This is a genomic window from Arcicella lustrica (assembly GCF_034930985.1).
Taxonomy (GTDB): domain Bacteria; phylum Bacteroidota; class Bacteroidia; order Cytophagales; family Spirosomataceae; genus Arcicella; species Arcicella lustrica.
This window is the reverse complement of sequence record NZ_JAYGIM010000004.1, coordinates 250,771-271,389: the sequence shown is the minus strand read 5'-3', so window position 1 is coordinate 271,389 and position 20,619 is coordinate 250,771. Positions and strand designations below refer to the sequence as shown.

The window sequence follows — 20,619 nt, the reverse complement described above, 5'->3', positions numbered from 1 at the left end:
ATCAGTCTTCGGCTCAAAGATTATTGGGCGGAAAACCCTTTAAACCTAAAGCCAGTAAAGCTAATACAGTAATTCCTAAAGATACTGCTAGTTTAGACTCTACCAAGAAAAGTCTTACAAAAAGCTTACCTGATTCTTTAAAAAAAGAAAGTGACCTTAGCACTACGGTTATTTACTCTGCCAAAGACTCTACCATTATGGATACCGAAAACCAAGTGGTGTATCTGTATGGCGAAGCTAAAGTTACTTATGGTGATGTTTCACTGGAAGCAAATTTCATTCAGCTCGATTGGGCGAAGAATGTAGTTTTTGCTCAGGGTACTAAAGATTCGACGACGAATAAAATCGTTGGAAAACCCATTTTTAAACAAGGTGGCGAGCCTTATGATGCAGAGGAAATCAGGTATAATTTTAAAAGTAGAAAGGCTTTTATTAAAGGACTTATCACCACGCAAGGCGATGGTTTGATTCAGGGTGAAAAAGTGAAAAAGGATAATGAAGATAACCTTTATATCAGAAACGCTATTTATACTACTTGTAATCTGGAACATCCCCACTTTAATATTCGGGCTACTAAAATTAAGGTGGTTGGTAAAAGAGAAATCGTAGCAGGGCCTTTCCATTTTGAATTAAACGAAATTCCTTTGCCAATTGGTTTACCTTTTGGTTTCTTCCCTTATAAACCCCCTCAAGAATCGGGTACTTCTGGTATTATCATGCCTACTTATGGTGAAGAACCACAAGGTAGAGGTTTCTTCTTGCGGGATGGTGGTTATTATTTTGCTTTAAGTCCGAATATCGGTTTAAGACTTACAGGTGAAATTTACTCGAAAGGAAGTTTCGGGATTGCTGCCAATTCACAGTATATCAAACGTTATCGTTATTCAGGTACTTTTAATTTGAATTTCAGAAAAAGTAATAATGGTAGCGAGTTCGACCGCCAGTCGAGAAGTGATTATGGTATCCAATGGTCGCACTCACCACAAAGTCGTGGAAATTCTAGTTTTTCGGCATCGGTTAACTTACAAAGTAATTCAAACAGCCAGTACAATAGCGTAAATACAAGTAGTTATATCTCTACGGCTTTAAACTCTTCGGTACAATATTCCCGCAATTTTGGGCAAACTGTTCGTACAAGTTTAAGTTTACAGGCTGACCAAAACACAGTAACGAAAGCTGTAAATGTCAATACCAATTATACTTTTGGGTTAAACCAATTTCAGCCTTTTAAAAAGAAAAATGCTGTTACCGACCGTTTTATCGACCAATTTCGTATGGGTTTAGATGTTTCTGGAACGTATGGTATTACCAACCAAGTGGCATTAACCAACCGTTCTTACAACAACTTTGGTTATACTGTTTATAGAACTATTGATACGCTTGACCTTGACCCAACCAAACCTGTTATCATCGACCCAAGAACAGCCGCTAATTCAGCCACTAACCTTGCCAGAGACGGTGTGATTCCATTCAACTTATCAACTTTACCAGAGTTGTTAAAGAATGCGCAGTTTAAGGCACAATACAGTATTCCGATTTCATTACCGAATATCAAAATTGGTAAATACATTAACTTAACGCCTGGTTTTAACTTTTCTGGAAACATTTATCAGCAGAAGTATAGATACGAGTTCAAAAAAGAAAATGATTTAGCGGGTCGATACAGTAAGGATACTATTGCCCAAAAAGGTGCAGTAGCTATTGATACACTGAGAGGTGGTGCATTTTATGCTGATTATACCTATGCTTTCTCGATGAGTATGAATACTCGTTTGTACGGAACTATCAATTTCAAAAAAGGTAGATTACAAGGCATTCGTCACACGCTATCGCCTTCTATTAGTGTTAATTATACGCCCGATTTTACAGACCCGAAATATGGTTTTTATCAAACGGTTCAAATCAATAATAGAGTTCATAAATATCAAAAAGGGGAAACCATTCCAAGTTCTTTAGCAGGACAAGAAACCCTTCCGGGTGATTTCTTGAATATTTCAAACTTCAATCCTTCGCAAACCAACCGTGGTAGTCAATCAGGGGGGATAAGTTTCGGGATTCAGAATACTTTAGAAGCGAAACTCAGGGCGAAGTCGGATACTGCGCAGAAAGAATCTGAGAAAATGATGTTAATTGATAACTTCTCGTTGACTGGAAATTATAACTTCTTCGCAACCCAATACAAACTTTCTAACTTGAATTTTGGTGCGAATTCAAGAGTGAGAAAATTTGATATTAATTTGGGTGGTTCGTTAGATCCATACAAATATGTAAATGATGGATATTCAATTTCTGGACGTAGAATTGATACTTTGTTAATCAGTGTGGGCGAAGGTTTTGCCAAATTAGCAAGCTTAAACTTCTCGGTAAGTAAAAGCTTTAAACCAGCCGTAGCCGATAAAAAGAAACAAAATAGCAATGGTACTGAAGGACAAATGAATCAAATCAACAGAAACATCAACGATTATGTTGACTGGTCTGTGCCTTGGAGTTTTCAGTTTGGTTTTAACTACAACATGAACAAAACAGGTTTTGCACCTGCTACGATTGTAAGTGCCTTGACTTTCAAAGGCGATGTGAAACTGACGGAGAAATGGAATTTCACCTTGAGTTCTGGTTATGATTTTGTGAACAAAGGGATTTCATTGACCAACATTAGTATTCATAGAGATTTACACTGTTGGGAAGCTAATTTCGACTGGACACCAATCGCCAGTCCATATTATGGTCGTTCAAGTACTTATAATTTCACCATCAGAGTGAAATCAGCTTTATTGCAAGAATTAAAACTTTCACGTAGAAATACTTTCTATGATAGAGGAGGTTTTTAATAGCTAAGATTTATGCCTTGTGAGGGATGTATTCCTTAAAAATAAATATTCCATCATCAGCCCAATTCGTCATGACGAGTTGGGCTGATTTGTTTATCGAAATCTATCTTTATTTGTCTGAATATCAGTGTAGAAGTATTACTCATTGAGTTTGCTTTATCTTCATACAAATACTAAAATCTCCAATTAAAGTCTTGAATTGAATATTGAATTACCGTTTAATAAATATCCCTATAATTTCTTCCTGTTTTATGGCTAAACAATCAATAATTTTTATACGTTTGTTAAGGCAAAAGATTGGTAGCAAGCACCTGATTTTCGACACCGATTACCTTTCTTCTTGCAACATACTTCGTAATATATACTTATTGGAGAAAATTGAATAGTAAACACCATTATTCCATAAGACATTCTACGAAGGACGCTCTCTAAAATCTTTTTTCTAACTTAATAAAACTTACTGGTATGAGTGCATCCAACAAAATTTCAGCTGTTTTGAACGAAGCCGACAAAATAGCAGCAATTGCTTTCTTGCAACAAGCAAAAGACCAATTACCTTTTTTAATTAGTACGCCAGCAGACCAAAGTCCTAGCAGAGTAATGGGTTCTAAAAGCGTTGAATATGTGTTACTGTGCTTGGAGGGCGCTAAAAGCTATCCCAACAAAATGACAGGCGATTTTGATACCGAAGAATTTGAAAAAGATGTAGTATTAATTAGTCAGCTAAGAAGTGTTAAACTAGCAGTAGCAGATTTATTAGATAGGATAGACGACACAATGTTGGCCGCCAGCGCCGATGCAATGATTGCTTCGGATAAAGTATATAAACTATTGAAAGTAGCATGCAAAGAAGACGGTTCAATGAAAGATTTAGTAGATAGAATTGCCCAACGATACAAAAGACCATCCTCTAAAAAGCCTAAAAAAGATAACAATCAGTAATTAATGTTTTTAATATTCTAACCTGCGTAGCTTATCATTTATAAAAGGTAGGCTACGCTATTTTTTTTGATAAAGCACCAACATAATTTGTTCAATACTGATTAAAAATTGATGGCAAGCCAACAAAAAATGGTGAAAGCTGATTAAAAATTGATGGCGAGCCAACAAAAAATGGTGAAAGCTGATTAAAAAATGGTGAAAGCTGATTAAAAATTGATGATGAGCCAACAAAAAATGGTGAAAGCTGACTAAAAATTGCTGGCATGTCAACAAAAAATGGTGAGTGTTAATTAGAAATTAGTGGAGTGTCAATAGAGTTTGTTTAATGATGATTAAAAATTGATGAGGTGTTAATGAAATCAGGTCAATAAAGAAGCTTTATGGGCTTTAATTCTTTATTTGAATTGGAACGATTGATTAAAAAAAAGATGAGCTGACACAACTATTGTCTTAGCTGATTGAGTACTAGACATTTGTGTGATAATTAAGCTTTTAATTAGGTAAAAACTATCAAATTTTTTCAGAAATCAGGATAAAACCTACAATATTATTACTTATGACACAGTTTTAGAGACTATACGATGAGTAAAATTATTCTTAAATTTGCCAATCTTTTTGAATAGATTTTACGTACAGTAAATAGTCAACAACTTTCATTCAAGCAATCGAAATATTATGGAAACAGAACTTAACAAAGACCAAAAAACAATCCTCAACAACATTGGTTATTATCAAATTATAGGTGGTGTTACAGGTATTGGCTTTACCATTTATCAACTATTACAAACAAATACTGTTAATCAAACAATAGCAATACTGTATTTATTTTGTTTAGCTGTGAGTGCTTTATCGGTGTATAGTGGGCAGTTACTTGTGAAAGGAAAACACAACAAAGGCTTACAATTTTCATTGCTTAGTCAAGTATTACAAATCTTTAACTTTACGCTTTCAGGCATTACTTTAAAGTTTGTAGCAGGCATCATGCTGTCGTTGGGTATTAGTTATACCGAAACATTTAAAGTTATCTCAGGTTTTTCACTTGCTGAAAATACACTCAACTTTGATGCAAGCGATAACTCAGTCATCCTCTCAATAAATATCGTAGCATTGTTTTTAGTATATCTTATTGATAAAGTACAGAATGACATAGAAGACAAAGAGATATTACTCGAGAACGAAGCGAATAAGACGATTTATTAAGAGTGAGTTATCACGAATATTAAAAACACCAAAAGCTGTCGAAATTAGTTGTTCGACAGCTTTTTGTATTTAATGGACACAGAATTTCTACTGTTAGTCAGGTTATTTGCAAGAAGGCGACTATTTTGTTGTTAAAAAACACCCTACGCCAAGCAATGGTTAAAATTCATAACCAATATAATTATCAAGTTCTCTGACTGGTAACATCTCTTTGGGTACTAATGGGCTATCTACTTCTACTTCTATCCCTTTTCGCCAAGCTAACTTAGCTAATGCTGTTATTTCAAATGAAAAATAGGTTTTTGCATACCAAAATTCACCTCTTCTTCCGTGTGTTTTAATTAATTCTTGTAACCCCTGTTCTACTAGTATTTTGTTGTTGTTCAAAATACCCTCACAAACGTTAATCATTCCTGTAAAACCTTTATTTCCTTTCTTCGTAACAGTTATTTTTAATTTCTCAATTTGGGCTTTAAGCTCTTCTGCATTATCAGTAATAATAGACCTAATGGCAGTATTAAAAATATAACCAATAAAATTCTTGTTTGACACTTTATTCTTTAGTGTTCCATAGCGATTAATAATATCTGTATTGTCACTTAACACAGCACAGCAAATTTTATAAATTGAGGTATCCATCAGCTCATCATAATTTCTCACCATATATTCTCCACATAAAGCGGCTTTATAAAAATGTTCTCTGGCTTTAACATAATCATTTAAAACATACATAGAATGAATGGCTATACCTCTGGCTGTCAACTCTAGATTTCCTATAGCCCAATTCCTATACTCAGATAAATTTATTCGTTCTAAACAAATTTTCTCATCTCTCAAACAAATTTTCAGGGTTTCTTCTAAACTCACGTATTTCATTTTAATTGAATGGATTAAGTTTTATTAATACAATTTCTTTAGTTTCATATTCAGATTTTAGTATTTCCTATAAACCAAAATTAATGAATAGCATTTGTTCTCAACCAATTTACCAAGCCAACCTTCCCTTCCAAAAATTTAACATAACAATAACGATTTTTATACTTACTTTTGCAACCCAAAATTTTAGGTGTAAATGCAAGAGAATCAATATATTAGTTTGTCGCCCACTACTGTTGTGCAGGAAAATACTTTTTCAAAAGAAGCATTCGGGAAAGATTTTGCTTGGGGAATAGCCATGGCTGCTTTTCAAAACGAAGGTGCTTGGGATAAAGATGGTAAAGGTGAATCTATCTGGGATAAGTTTTCACATAAAAAGAATAAAATCAAAGACCAGCAAAATGCTAAAGTAGCTTGCGATTTCTACCATCGTTTTGAAGAAGATATTTTACTGGCAAAATCGCTCAATTTTAATACTTTCCGTTTTTCTATTGCTTGGACACGTATCTTGCCGCATGGCACTGGCAAGGTAAATCAGGCTGGATTAGAGTTTTATCATCAAGTAATAGACTGTTGTTTAGAAAACGGATTAGAACCTTATGTCACGCTTTATCACTGGGATTTACCCCAAAGCTTAGAAGATAAAGGCGGTTGGACAAACCGTGATGTTATCGACTGGTTTTCGGATTACTGCGAAGTTGTTACTCGAGAATTTGCTGCCAAAGTAAAGCATTGGTTGGTACTAAATGAACCCGCAGGCTTTACAGGTTTGGGTTATATGACGGGCTATCATGCGCCCGGTCGTTTGGGTATGAGGAATTTCTTACCAGCCGTACATCACGTAGCCATGTGCCAAGCCGAAGGTGGAAGAATTATCCGAAAAAATGTCCCCGAAGCAGTGATTGGTACTACTTTTTCTTGTTCATTCATCGAGCCTTTTACCGATAGCGAAAATGATAAAAGAGCTGCCAAACGCATTGATGCTTTACTGAATCGTTTGTTTCTTGAACCTACTTTGGGCTTGGGTTATCCTGTACATGAGCTGCCTTTTCTACAAAATATGATGAAAAAATATGTTCATGCGGGAGATATGGAGAAATTGGCTTTTGATTTCGACTTTATTGGTGTGCAGAATTACTTTAAATTGGTAGTGAAAAGTGCCTTTTGGATTCCTTATTTAAAAGCCCTTGAAGTAAAACCTAAAACCAGAAAGATTGATAATGTAACGGACTTGGGCTGGGAAGTGTCGCCTGATGGAATGTACAATATTTTGAAACAGTTTGGTGAATACAAAGACATCAAACAAATTATGGTGACGGAAAACGGTGCGGCTTTTAAAGATGAATTAATTGACGGAAAGATAAATGATAGCCAAAGAGTAGCCTTTTACCAAAGTTATTTACAACATATCTTGAAAGCCAAGCAAGAAGGAGTAAATATAAATGGTTACTTAGCTTGGACGTTGACAGACAATTTTGAATGGACAGAAGGTTATAAACCAAGATTCGGTTTGGTTCATATAGATTTCAAAACCCAAGAAAGAACAGTGAAAGAATCGGGGAGATGGTTTGAAGAGTTTTTAAAATAGCTTTGAGCTTTCAGCGATGAGCTATGAGTTTTTGATAAACTTAGCTCATTGCTCATAGCTCACAGCTGAAAAGCTATTTCATCGTTCAATAAACTCCTTAAACGCCTTTCTATAAGTATCCGAAATCGGTAAAAATACTTTGCCGATTTGTACTTTTTCTCGGTGAACAGATTCTATCCATTCTAAAGCTACAATATAAGAATTATGTATTCTGACGAATTGTGTTTCGGGCAATTGAGCTTCCAAAGCTTTCAAAGTTTGTAATGCCACTACTTTTTGTTGAGTAGTATAAATGGTGACGTAATCCTTCAAACCTTCAATATACATAATTTCCGACAAGCGAATTTTTACCAGTTTTGTGCCATCTTTTACAAAAATAAAAGCCTGTGTTGCATCTGCTTGGTTGATGATTACTTCTTTGATTACCTTCTCTTGTATCACAGGTGCTTGTGGCTGTTGTTGAACAGAAACAGTCGTATTCAGTCGTAAAGAAGCTTTTTCAACAGATTTTAAGAATCTTTCAAAGGTGATGGGTTTCAACAAATAATCCAACACATCTAATTCATAGCCTTCTATGGCATATTCAGAATATGCCGTCGTGAGAATTATCAAAGGTTTTTTCTGTAAAATTTTTAACAAAGTAATGCCAGTTATCTCAGGCATTTGGATGTCCGAGAAAAGAATATCAACCGTATTATCTCTAAGAAAATCTAAAGCTTTTAATGGGTCTGAAAAAGATTGTACTAATTGCAAGTACGGCACTTTTTTCACGTAAGTTTCCATTAAACTACGAGCCAAAGGTTCATCTTCAACAATGATACAAGTATGGGGCATCTTTTTTAGTTGTGAGTGATTGTGTTAATTGTGATTTAGTGATTTTTTTAATTGTGAATTAGAGAATTGCGAATTAATGAGTAATGTTTTATAGAAATCACTAATTCACTCAATCACAATTCACAATTAAATTACAAGCGTTAATTTTACTTTATAATTCGTTTCTCCGTCTTCAACGTCTAATTGGTATTTATTAGCGTAGCTCAAATCTAATCTACGACTAACATTTCTTAAACCAATACCTGATTTTTCATGATTTGAAGACTTCAATTTACTGTTTTCTACCGTATAAATCAAAGACTCGTTACTCACCAATAATTTTACAGCAATAAAAGCATCGGTTGAATTATTACTTACACCATGTTTGAAAGCATTCTCCAGAAAAGTAATCAGAATTAAAGGGACAATTTGTGCTTGTGTGATGTTTCCTTCAATTTCAAAACTAATCGGAATTTGGTTGTTCAACCGTAGTTTTTCGAGACTAATATAATTTTCGATATACTCAATTTCTTTACTTAACAATACTTTCGCATGATTAGAATCATAAATCATGTAGCGCATCATTTGTGATAATTTAGCAATTACTTCGGTAGTATTTGGCGAATTGGTAAATGCTAAATAATACAGATTGTTCAAAGTATTAAATAAAAAGTGCGGATTGATTTGCGCTTTCAAGAAAGTAAGCTCTGCCATCAACTTTTCATTTTCTACTTCTTTTCGTTTGGCTTCAAGTTCTAACCAATCTTCTGCAAACTTTAACATTCCCACAAAAATGACAATGAAAAACGTTCCTACAGCTTGTTGAACAATAAATTTCGAGCTATAAAAGTAACCGATATGCTCATTATGTGCCATTTGATACCTTTTTACATAGATATATGCTGTAATCATAATGGCAAAAAGTGGAAGGAATTCAAACAAATAAGCTACAAGGTTCTTGTTCTTTAGAAAACGTGGAAGAAAAATAAAATAATTGATATAAGCCACTAAGGCTACAAAACCTACGTGAAGTACGGAAGTAACCAAAGCTTCTACTAAATCGGGTTCTTCACCGGGTTTGGTGAAGCTGACTTGATAATAAAAGAAAGAGAAATACACACACCAGAAAGACAAGTGTATGAGTAAGATTCTATTTCGTTGGATATAAGCTTGCATATTTTTATAATGAATAATAATCAGTTTGGTATAAGTTCAACTCAAATTTCTGTAAAAAAACTAACATATATACTCTTGATGGGCTTGAAGTACTCCAATTGTCTAAACTATTGGATGAGTCCTCTATTTTATCCGATAATTCACCTCGAAATCCCGACAATTCCACTTTATCGTGTTGGTATCCGATTCGTCGATTTTCCTCCCCAGGTTGTCTATCGCTGATTTTCCTTTCATTTTATTGTATTTGTTTTGTAGCAAGAAATTCACAAAGACCAAAAAATCAAAAGCGTTTTCGATACAATCAAATATTTTACGACGATGAAAAAATTATTAACATTATTCCTAATCATTTTCACAAGTAGTGAAATCGCATTAGCTCAATTCGGAGGTCCGCCAAACGGAGGCGGTGGAGATGGAAATGGTAGAAGACAAACTTCTCAACAACAAGCTGCACCAAGTTTTGAAATCAATACTCCTAAGGGAAATTCTAAAATCTCAGGTTTTATCATTGATTCAACTGCTACGAATGCGGTAGAATTTGCGAATATTTCATTAATCAACAAAGCTACTAAAAAGCCAGTTGATGGAACAATGGCAGATGAAAAGGGGAAATTTTCATTAACGAAAGTTGCTGTTGGTGATTATAAATTAACGATTTCGTTCATCGGTTTTGAAAGTAAAACCATTGATAATATTAAAGTAGAAAAAGGAAAAGACATTGATTTGGGCGTATTGAAATTAGCACCAATTTCTCAAATGTTAGATGGAGTAACAGTTACAGCTGAAAAAGCATTGATTGAAGAAAAAGTTGACCGCCTAGTATATAATGCTGAAAAAGATATGTTAGCAAAAGGCGGAGACGCTTCGGATATTTTGAAAAAAGTACCAATGCTTTCGGTCGATTTAGATGGAAATGTATCGCTAAGAGGAACGACCAATATTAAAGTTTTAATCAATAATAAGCCTTCTACCATTGTAGCAAGCAGTATTGCAGATGCTTTGAAAATGATTCCTGCTGATTTGATTAAAACGGTAGAAGTAATTACTTCGCCATCGGCTAAATATGATGCTGAAGGTTCAGCGGGGATTATCAACATCATCACTAAAAAATCATCTATTGAAGGTTTGACATTGAATGTAGATTCAGGAGTAGGACTTCGTGCTTCAAACTTAGGACTAAACGGAAGCTATCGTAGTGGTAAATTAGGTGTTACTTTAGGAGGTTTTGGAAGATTATTCTACAATAAATCAGCTACTTCTTTAGAGCAATCAACTGTGAGAGATGGTGTTACACAATTAACACAACAAAGTTCTGATGCTAAAGACAACGGTCTTTTTGGAAGATATAACTTAGGTTTTGATTATGAAATTTCAAAAAGTCAATCAATCAATGCTTCGGTAGCTTTTGGTACAAGAAATTTAGAACGTAGCCAAGATTATATCACGAGATTATTTTCAAACAGTTCGTTAACTTCTACTTCTTACAGAGATGTTGATAGCAAAGATTTATCCAATTCAGTAGATGTGAATGTTGATTATATCAAAACATTCAAACCACAACAAGAGTGGTCTATTTCTACTCAATACAGCCAAAATAATTTAACGAATAATTTTGATGCTAATATTTTGAACGGAGCTAGTGAATTATTGAGTCGTCAGAGAAACATCAACGGTAATACCAACCGTGAGATTACACTTCAAACAGATTATCAAACACCAATCAAACAAAACCAAATGTTTGAAGTAGGTTTAAAAAGTATTACTCGTCAAGTAGATAGCGACTACCAATATTTATTCGCAGGTAGTACAGGAGGATATAGTACAGATGCTAATAATCCTTCGGGCTTATTGAATTACAAGCAAATGATTTCGTCGGGATATGTTTCTTATACTTATTCAACCAAGAATAAATATACTTTCAAAGTAGGAACACGTTACGAATACACAACAATTGATGCTACGACCGATAAGAATGCTATCAATATTCCATCTTATGGAAATTTAGTGCCAAGTATTAATATTTCTAAAAGTTTAGGTGGTGCAACTTTGAAATTGGCTTACAATAATCGTATTCAACGTCCGGGTTTACAACAACTGAATCCGAACTTCAATGCTTCAAATGCACAAAATATTACGATTGGTAATCCGAGCTTAAAACCAGAAATTACCAATAATATTGAATTAAGTTTGAGTAAAAATATCAACAGAACGTATTTGAATGTATCGGTGTTCGGTCGTCAGACAAACAATTCAATTGTAAGAATCAGTACACCATCAGACACTTTGGTTGGGGCAATCGTAACAACTTTCCAAAACATTGGTAAGCAACAAACATACGGAGCGAATATTTTTGGAAATACTTTCATCACACCGAAATGGTCGTTGAACGGAGGAGTAGATATTTACTATAATTACTTAGATGGACAAGCAGCGAATGCAACAGGCGGTTATTCACTAATTAGTAACTCAGGTTTAACAATTGGTGGAAGAATTTCATCACAAATACAATTAAATAACGGTTGGGGCGTTCAAGCATTCGGTGGTTACCGTGGAAACCAAGTACAATTACAAGGTTCACAAAGCGGAATGGGAATGTATTCTGTTGGTGTAAAGAAAGATATCAACAACAAAAAAGGAAGTATTGGCTTAGCAGCAGAGAATTTCTTTGGAGGAATGACGATGACTTCAACGTTGAATACCGCACAGTTTAGTCAGAAAAGTGTAAACAATATTTATAACCAAAATATCAAATTAACGTTTAGTTATAAGATTGGTAACATGAAGTTTGTAGAACAGAAAAAATCAAAATCTGTTAAAAATGATGATGTAAAAAGTGGGGAATCTAATAATTAAGTATAAAATTTGTAAATTCAAACGTTAAAATAAACCAGTCTAATCAATCTAAAACAATGAAAAAAATCGCAATCCTAGTAACAACCATTGTTGTATCAGTAACATCATCATTTGCTCAAAAATGGAATGTTGATAAAGCGCACTCTAAAGTAGGCTTTACAGTAACCCACTTAATGCTTTCAGAAGTAGATGGTAATTTCAAAACTTTTGATGCAACCATTACTTCATCAAAAGAAGATTTTACGGATGCTGTTTTTGAATTATCAGCAGATGTTGCAAGTGTGGCTACTGATAACGATATGAGAGATGGACATTTGAGAAAACCAGATATGTTTGATGCTGAGAAATTCCCAAAATTGACGTTCAAAAGTACTTCTATCACTAAAGTTGATGCTAAAAAGTATAAATTAGCAGGCGATTTAACGATTAAAGGAGTAACAAAACCAGTAACACTTGATTTAACATTGAACGGTGTTGGTAAAAACAACAGAACTCAAAAGCCAATTGCTGGGTTTAAATTAACAGGGACTATCAAACGTACTGACTTCGGTGTAGGCGGAATGCCATCAGCAGTAGTAAGCGAAGACATCGAAATTAGAGCAGTAGGTGAATTCGGTAAAGAGTAAAAAATAAGAAATAACATTGATTATTTCTTCAAGATATAGTCAGTCTGGAACACACGTAAAGTTGTGTTTTTGATTGAAAAAAAGAAAGGCTTGCTGTTCTACGGCAAGCCTGTTCTCTTTTATGATAATGAGTAAATTACTTTCCAGTAAATCTGTACAAATAAGGCGCTTTGTTGGCTGCACCTGTCATTTTTTTATCTAATCTTTCCAAAATTCCCAAGCTTAACATTTTGCGTTGGAAGTTAGTGCGAAGTAACTTTTTATCTAAAATGGTTTCGTATAAATTCTGCAAATCATTCATCGTAAATACTTCTGGCAAAAGATTAAAACCAATTAGTTTTTCATCCAGAAAGAAACGTAAGGTTTCCAAAGCTTTTGATACCATTAATGAATGGTCATAAATCAAAGTAGGAATTTCTTTAATATCATACCATTCGCAAGTATCAGAATGTATATCTGGAGTTGGTGTTGCTTTCGTAAAATCAATTAAAGCATAAAAACCAATCGAAATAAAGCGTCTCATCAAAAAATGGTCGGGACCAATAATATTTCCACCAGCTGCCATTGCAGATTTCATTACTTCATTATCTCGTCTATTTCTATCACCAAATACATGAAATTGTTCTAAGTAAATATTCGTCAAACCTGTTCGTTCTTCTAAAATTCTTTGGGCTGCCTCTTCTAAATTTTCACTTTCTTTGATAAATCCACCCGGAACAGCTAACCAATCTGTACTTTTAAAATTCAGTAATAATATTTTCAATTGATTGTCGTGAAATCCAAAAATCACGCAGTCAATTGAAATGCCAGGAAGATAATCAACAGAACTAATTAGAGTACTCATAAGCTTTTTTGAGATGTTTAAGCGAAATTTTGATAAATGTAAAGAAAAATTTGGTAAGATAAAAAGGTTCAATTATCATTGTACCGCAATGATACAATAATTTTAATACTATTTAATCTGGAAAAATAAATATGATTTTTTTGAGTATTTTTCTTAGCACTTTGTTATTCAGGTTTTTGACAAATGGTGAGGCAAATTAAGAAAAGAGAAAGTATGAATTCAGATAGCTTCCATTGTCTTAATGAATATGATATCCTAAGATTATTTTAGAAGTAAAAATGATAGCTATTTTAATCACGTAATGGATACTGAAAATTCAAGGAAGATGTAAAATAGACAGAATAGCTGAATAAAACCATTCTTATTGAAATAATGTATTGAAAACCAGATTTATAAATTGACGATTTACCCATAAAGAAATAAAGTACAACTATAAATTCGGACTCATGCCTGCCTTAGGGCAGGCGATGTCAATGAATATCTGTAAACACTCTTGTATCCAATTATAATATTTGATTCGGAAAAACATAACCACAATAAAAACGGCTTATTGTTAAAGATTTGATAATAAAACATAACCTGAAACTATGCAAAATAGAAGAGACTTTCTTAAAAACACAGGTGCTTTAGCACTTGGTGGAATGCTACTACCAAATTTGGCAGACGCATTTGCTACTAAACTTACTCCGAAAAACTTTGGAGTGCAGTTATTCACAACGATGTCGATTATCGATAAAGATGTAACAGGAACATTGAAGCAAATTGCTGGAATTGGTTATAAAGAAATAGAATCGGCTTTCAGTATGAAAGGCGGATATTATGGCATGAAGCCAAAGGAATTTGCCACTGTAGTAAGTGATTTGGGCATGACTTGGCAAGCACACCATATTATGGGGGCGCCTTTCAGAATGCCAGCTCCAAAACCGGGAGCACCCGTAAATCCGAATGCTGAAATGTTGAAAAAAATGCCACCGATGAAATCGTTAATGAACGATACTCAGCAGGTAGTTGACGAAGTTGCAGAAGGCGGTGCAAAGTATTTGGTATGTGCAAGTATTCCTGTGAAGACATCAGAGGATATTAAATCGTCTTTAGAGATTCTTCAGAAAGCAGGAGAGGCTTGTAAAAAAGCAGGACTTACTTTTATTTTCCATAACCACACGGCTGAATTTGAAAAAGTAGATGGACAATTACCTTTCGATATTTTTACTTCACAAATTAGTGCTGATTTATTGAAATTTGAATTGGATTTGGCTTGGGCAACGAAAGCTGGTGTAAATATTCCAGAATTATTTGCTAAACATCCGGGACGTTTCCCATTGTTTCACGTAAAGGATTTGAACAAAGAAACCTTGTTGCCTGTAGAAGTAGGAACAGGAATTGTTGACTTTAAATCAATTTTTGCGGCTGCTGATACTGCTGGAGTAAAACATCTTTTCATCGAACAAGATGGAGCGCCATCTCCAATTGATAATTTAACGACAAGTTTTGGTAACTTAAAGAAGATTACAGCTTAATAGCCAATCAAGTAATTTAAAAATCCCACAAGCGATGTGATATTGCTTGTGGGATTTTTAATTTTTATACGTCTATACTTATGAGTTGGAAACTCGTTCTACAAAAATGTAAATTTTTTGTATTATTCTTCAAAGTAAATGATACTAAAATTATAGACTTAATTAATGATTCTTATTTTTTTAACGAATGATATATTTTTCAATAAAAAAGGAATCTTTCTACAACCAGTCTCCTAGTGTGTCTAGTCCTTCTTTTTCAATTAAATCTTGTCTGTTTTGTCAAAAACCAAGGGTAAACCCTTGATTTTTAAATCAGGGGAAAGCCCTGATTTATATAGTACAAATTAAACCCAATTTTGTACTATTATTTTTTATACTATCCCGATATAAAATTCAACTTTTTTAAGTGTGCCGTTTTGCTCTAATATTCAAATACATTATACCCAATAAATCCTTTACAATGAAAACAACTTTCCAAAGCAGTGATCCACCAAAAATGGACAAAAATTTATTCTTCAAATTGTCATTTATGTTGTTGATGTTCGTTTTTCAAATCAGCGAAGTATCAGCTCAGAAAGCCCCTGTACAAACACAAAAAATTACAGGTAAAATTGTTTCTAGTCAGGATAATCAACCTGTTCCCGGAGCAAGTATTTTGGTAAAAGGAACTACCACTGGTAGTACGGCTAATGCTTCAGGCGAATTTAGTATTGATGCAGGAAGTAATGCAACTTTGCTCATTACGTCGGTAGGTTATTCTTCGCAAGAAGTGAAAATAGCAGGCAGATTAAAAATCAATGTAACCTTGGTAGAAAACATTTCGTCTTTGGATGAAGTAGTAGTGGTTGGTTATGGTTCGCAAAAAACTCGTTATCTGTCAGGTTCGCAAACCAATATTGGTGAATCAGAAATTAAAAGAACAGTCAATACTTCACTAGACCAAGCCTTGCAAGGACGTGCGGCTAACGTTTATGTAGCAAGTAACTCAGGAAAACCGGGTGGAGCTGCGTCTGTTTATATCCGTGGAGTTTCGTCAATTAATGGAAATACTCAGCCAATGTATGTGATTGATGGTGTACAAATTATGCCACCAAACAGTACTGAATCTGACGGACAATCAAACATTTTGGCAAGTTTAAATCCAGATGATATTGAGTCGATGAACGTATTGACTGGACCTTCTGCACAATCAATTTATGGTTCGAGAGCTTCAAATGGTGTAATTGTAGTAACTACTAAAAAAGGGAAGGCTGGCGATACCAGAATTAACTTTACAAGTATGTATAACTTCCAGACATTACCGAACCAATTGCCAGTAATGAACCTGAAGGAATACGCAATTTATAGTAATGCTTGGGCGGATATAGCTGGTTATGGTCGCCAAGCGGAGTTTTCAGACCCTTCTATTTTAGGGGAAGGTACAAACTGGCAAACAGCTTTGTTCAAAACCGCTGCGATGAAGAAACAACAGCTTTCGCTCAGTGGAGGTAACGAAAGAACTACTTATTACCTTTCTTTTGAATTATTGAATCAAGACGGATTGGCACCCAATTCAGGTTTTGATAGAAAATCGTTAAGATTAAACCTTGAAACTAAACTTCGTAGCTACTTAAAAGTTGGAACAAACTTGTCTCTTTCAGGAACCAACGAAAACCTATCAATTGGAGATGACCAGATTATTAGTACTGCCATCCAACAATCACCAGCAACACCGCTAAAAAATGGTGATGGCTCATGGGGTGGACCGCAAAACGTAACACCTACCACTCCTTCTTACGTTTTTGTGACCAACCCCGTGGCATTGGCTTATACCAATAGCAACGTTTACAAACGTATAAGTACCTTCGGTGCTGTTTATGCAGATTTGAATATCTTCAAAGATTTGGTATTTCATGCAGAATTTAACGGTACTTATGGTAATGATACCAGAGCAATTTTTAATCCATCGTATCAATTTGGAGTAAATAATATCACTCAAGGAGCAACCAATGCGGTTACTTCATCAAGACGATATGCAGGAAATAGTTATTATTGGAGTACTAACCAGCGTTTGAATTATACTAAAAGATTTCAAAAACATGACATTAACATAAACGTTGGTCATGAATCACAATATAGTTTTTCTGAGAATTTATCAGGACAAGTAACAGGATATACAAGTAATAATATTCCAGAATTATCCGCTGGTGATTTGAAAACTTCTATCAGTGGAAGTAGCAGAGATGCAAGCTCACAAGAATCGTATTTTACTCGTATAGGTTATATTTTTGATGATAAATATATTCTTCAAGCTACTTATCGTGGAGATGCTTCTTCAAATTTTGGTCCGAATAATCGTTGGGGATTCTTCCCTTCAGTTTCTGCCGCTTGGAGGGTTTCAAGAGAGAATTTCATGAAAGGTGTGAGTTCAATTGATGATTTGAAACTAAGAGTAGAAATGGGAACTACTGGTAACCAATACTGGGGAAAACCAATCTATGCTTCTTTGAATGCTATTCCAACACAAACGGGTCAAGGCTTTTTAGCAGCCAATTTTGCTAACCCAGATTTGAAATGGGAAAGTACAAAATCATACAATATCGGTTTAGATTTACATGCTTTCAAAAATAGAATTCATTTAGTTTTTGATGCTTATTTAAGAAAAACCAGTAACCTAATTACAGAATTACCATTGCCAGCCTATGCAGGAACAACTGGAACAGGAGCAATCGGTTCGCCAGTAGTAAACCTTGGCGATTTAGAAAATAAAGGAATTGGGATCTCAATCAATACTGTACCGATTGAAGGGAAATCAGCAGGTTCATTAACATGGAAAAGCGGTTTTAATATCTCATTCGATAGAAATAAATTGTTAAAACTCAACACAGACAGAGCTTTTGCTAGTCGTAAACCTTGGTTTACTGATGTAATTTCTCGTTCAAATATTGGTCAACCACTTTGGCAGTTTTATGCTTATAAGTATGCTGGTATTTTCCAAAATTACCAAGAGCTTATCAACAGTGCTGTTCCTGCAAATGTACCAATTAGTCAAAATGGCGTTTGGGTGGGTGATGTGAAATTTGTAGATGTAAATGGAGATAATGTAATTGATGATTTAGACAGAACCGTTGTTGGAAATCCTTGGCCAAAATATACTTTCGGTATCAACAATAGTTTCTCTTATAAAAACTTCGACTTGTCAATTTTCATGCAAGGAACGTATGGAAACCAAATATTCAACCAATTAAAATTGAACAATTCGGGCTTTACCAACTTAATTCGTGGAGCTTACAAAGAAGTAATCAATTTCGCCAGACCAAGTAGTTATGATGAAACTGCACAATTGTTGAATCCGGGAACGAATGTGCCAAGAGTAGGAAATACACCAAATGGTAACGGTCGTGCAACTGATAAGTTTATCGAAGATGGTTCGTATTTACGTGCTAAAAACATTACTTTGACTTATAATTTACCAAAAGCAATTCTTAAAAAATACTTGCCAATTAATGGTTTACGCTTAACGGCTGGTGTTCAAAATGCTTTTACCATTACCAAATATTCAGGATATGACCCAGAAGTAGGAAATGCTTCAAATGTTCCAGGTTTTGACAATGGTCGTTATCCATCTTCAAGAATGTACACTTTTAGCTTGTCGGCAGACTTTTAATCAACGTACATTTTATCAAGTTTAAACATCAAGAAAATGAAAAGATATAATTTTTTAAAATACATATTTCTGTTCTTAACTATTTGTGGTCTGACAAGTAGTTGTAAAGACGATTTCTTAGAAAGACCGCCATTAAGTAACCTAACGGCTGGAACATTTTTCAATACCGATGCTGAATTACTTACTTCAACAGCAGCTTTATATAACCAAGTTTGGGCAGGTGCAAACGGACAATCTTTATTAGCTTTTGGTGATGGTCGTGGAGGAAACTTCTTTACTCCTTATGTGGCTGACTGGCTTCAATTTTGTTCGTTTGCTGTTTCAAATACCAACGGTGCTTTGAAGGATTCTTGGTCTTCGTTTTATAATATCATCGCTCAGTCGAATGTATTGATTAGCAATGTTAATACTTATGCAAAGCCAGCAGTTTCGGCAACAGCTAAGAAAACAGCCTTGGGCGAAGCTCGTTATATGCGTGGTTTGGCTTACTCTCTTTTGGTACAAAACTGGGGTCCAGTACCAATTATTACAGATAATATTAAACAAGGTGGAGATACTACTTTATCAAGAAATACTGTAGAAAGCGTTTGGGAATTTGCGATTCGTGACATGCAGTATGCCATTGCCAATCTTCCTGCTACTTCTACGACGGGTCGTTTAACGAAGTACTCTGCGGAAGGAATGTTGGCTAGATTTTATTTGACTCGTTCAGGGTTGAATTCAAGCAATGGACAACGTAACCAAATGTATTTAGATAGTGCTAAGTATTATGCTAGAGATGTAATTATGAATAGTCCATACAAATTGATGGATAATTATGCTGACTTATTTTTTACAAAAAATAACAATAATCCAGAGCAATTATTTGGTTTACAGTGGGTTCCATTGCGTGACCCTTGGGGAGTAGGAAATGGGTTTCAATCACAATTTGCAGAAAACAGTACGATTACTGGAGGTTCAGATGGTTGGGGTGGCGGACATGGTGCTTCGGCAGACTATGTTTTAAATTTAGACCCAATCGACTCTATTCGTAGAAAAGCAACTTACATGTTTCCGGGTGACCATTATCCTGAATTAAACAAAAAAGGCGGAGGATGGGCAGAGCCAATTCCATCAGCAAGTACTTATAGCAATATTGCTCACTTCAAAAAATACATTGTTGGTACACCAGATGATAATGAAGGAAAAGGGCAGGTTCAAGCTACTGGGAACAATACTTATATGCAACGCTTGGCAGATGTGTACTTTATTTATGCAGAAGCAATTTTAGGAAATAATGCTTCTACTACTGACCCTGAAGCATTGAAGTATTTTAATGCTGTAAGAAACAGAGCAGGTTTACCTTCGGTGACTTCTATCAACATTGATAAAATTTTGCATGAACGTCGTTACGAATTTGCAGTTGAAGGCGATGCTTGGTATGATATTGTTCGCTTGTATTACTACAATCCAACCAAGGCTAAGGCAATTATCAACGCTCAACAAAAAGGAGAATATAAAATAGACATCAAGCCAGGTACTTATGCAAATGGCAGAATTCGTGAATTTACGACTACAATTTTAGTACCTCGTACTTATACGGTTAATGATGCAACGATGTTTTTGCCATATCCTGATACAGAATTGGCGATGGCTCCAAACTTGAGAAAACCACCAGTTCCTTACAAGTTTTAGTTTCAAGTATCAATTGTAAAATTTGGAAGGAGAGGA

Annotated in this window: 13 protein-coding genes; 9 read left to right on the top strand and 4 right to left on the bottom strand. The window is 34.7% G+C overall.

The window, feature by feature from the left end; genetic code table 11:
- The first annotated feature begins 23 nt into the window (after nt 1-23).
- The 3 genes from VB798_RS06645 to VB798_RS06635 all read left to right on the top strand — a co-directional run bounded on the left by VB798_RS06645 (nt 24) and on the right by VB798_RS06635 (nt 4,970).
- Nucleotides 24-2,828, top strand: coding sequence for a putative LPS assembly protein LptD (locus tag VB798_RS06645; protein WP_323257222.1), 2,805 nt, complete (start codon nt 24-26; stop codon nt 2,826-2,828).
- A 465-nt stretch (nt 2,829-3,293) separates the two neighbouring features.
- Nucleotides 3,294-3,770 (top strand): hypothetical protein, encoded by a 477-nt coding sequence (locus VB798_RS06640; RefSeq protein ID WP_323257220.1) that lies wholly within the window; start codon nt 3,294-3,296, stop codon nt 3,768-3,770.
- A gap of 675 nt (nt 3,771-4,445) precedes the next feature.
- Complete coding sequence (locus tag VB798_RS06635; RefSeq protein WP_323257218.1) at nt 4,446-4,970, top strand: hypothetical protein; 525 nt, start codon at nt 4,446-4,448, stop codon at nt 4,968-4,970.
- A 159-nt stretch (nt 4,971-5,129) separates the two neighbouring features.
- Here VB798_RS06635 and VB798_RS06630 read toward each other — a convergent pair whose 3' ends face one another.
- Nucleotides 5,130-5,837, bottom strand: a complete 708-nt coding sequence (locus tag VB798_RS06630) for an Imm49 family immunity protein (RefSeq protein ID WP_323257216.1) — start codon at nt 5,835-5,837, stop codon at nt 5,130-5,132.
- 205 nt (nt 5,838-6,042) lie between these two features.
- On the opposite strand from VB798_RS06630, the gene VB798_RS06625 reads away from it, so the two are divergent.
- Nucleotides 6,043-7,434, top strand: a complete 1,392-nt coding sequence (locus tag VB798_RS06625; protein ID WP_323257214.1) for a GH1 family beta-glucosidase — start codon at nt 6,043-6,045, stop codon at nt 7,432-7,434.
- A 78-nt stretch (nt 7,435-7,512) separates the two neighbouring features.
- Here VB798_RS06625 and VB798_RS06620 read toward each other — a convergent pair whose 3' ends face one another.
- Together VB798_RS06620 and VB798_RS06615 are read right to left on the bottom strand one after the other, a co-directional pair.
- Complete coding sequence (locus VB798_RS06620) at nt 7,513-8,268, bottom strand: LytR/AlgR family response regulator transcription factor (RefSeq protein ID WP_323257212.1); 756 nt, start codon at nt 8,266-8,268, stop codon at nt 7,513-7,515.
- A gap of 126 nt (nt 8,269-8,394) precedes the next feature.
- A complete protein-coding gene (locus VB798_RS06615) occupies nt 8,395-9,423 on the bottom strand; it encodes a sensor histidine kinase (protein WP_323257210.1) in 1,029 nt (342 codons plus the stop codon).
- A gap of 318 nt (nt 9,424-9,741) precedes the next feature.
- Here VB798_RS06615 and VB798_RS06610 point away from each other — a divergent pair, with 318 nt between their 5' ends.
- A complete protein-coding gene (locus VB798_RS06610) occupies nt 9,742-12,276 on the top strand; it encodes a TonB-dependent receptor domain-containing protein (protein ID WP_323257208.1) in 2,535 nt (844 codons plus the stop codon).
- A gap of 56 nt (nt 12,277-12,332) precedes the next feature.
- A complete protein-coding gene (locus tag VB798_RS06605; protein ID WP_323257206.1) occupies nt 12,333-12,902 on the top strand; it encodes a YceI family protein in 570 nt (189 codons plus the stop codon).
- Nucleotides 12,903-13,038: 136 nt separating this feature from the next.
- Here VB798_RS06605 and VB798_RS06600 read toward each other — a convergent pair whose 3' ends face one another.
- The gene (locus VB798_RS06600; RefSeq protein ID WP_323257204.1) at nt 13,039-13,746 is read right to left on the bottom strand and encodes an NUDIX hydrolase; all 708 of its coding nucleotides are present in this window, start codon (nt 13,744-13,746) and stop codon (nt 13,039-13,041) included.
- A gap of 587 nt (nt 13,747-14,333) precedes the next feature.
- Between VB798_RS06600 and VB798_RS06595 the strand changes: the two genes are divergently transcribed.
- The 3 genes from VB798_RS06595 (at nt 14,334) to VB798_RS06585 (ending at nt 20,583) form a co-directional block, all read left to right on the top strand.
- Nucleotides 14,334-15,263 (top strand): sugar phosphate isomerase/epimerase family protein, encoded by a 930-nt coding sequence (locus VB798_RS06595; protein ID WP_323257202.1) that lies wholly within the window; start codon nt 14,334-14,336, stop codon nt 15,261-15,263.
- Between the two features lie 496 nt (nt 15,264-15,759).
- Nucleotides 15,760-18,909, top strand: coding sequence for a SusC/RagA family TonB-linked outer membrane protein (locus tag VB798_RS06590; RefSeq protein ID WP_323257200.1), 3,150 nt, complete (start codon nt 15,760-15,762; stop codon nt 18,907-18,909).
- Between the two features lie 36 nt (nt 18,910-18,945).
- Nucleotides 18,946-20,583, top strand: a complete 1,638-nt coding sequence (locus VB798_RS06585; protein ID WP_323257198.1) for a RagB/SusD family nutrient uptake outer membrane protein — start codon at nt 18,946-18,948, stop codon at nt 20,581-20,583.
- Nucleotides 20,584-20,619 lie beyond the last annotated feature (36 nt).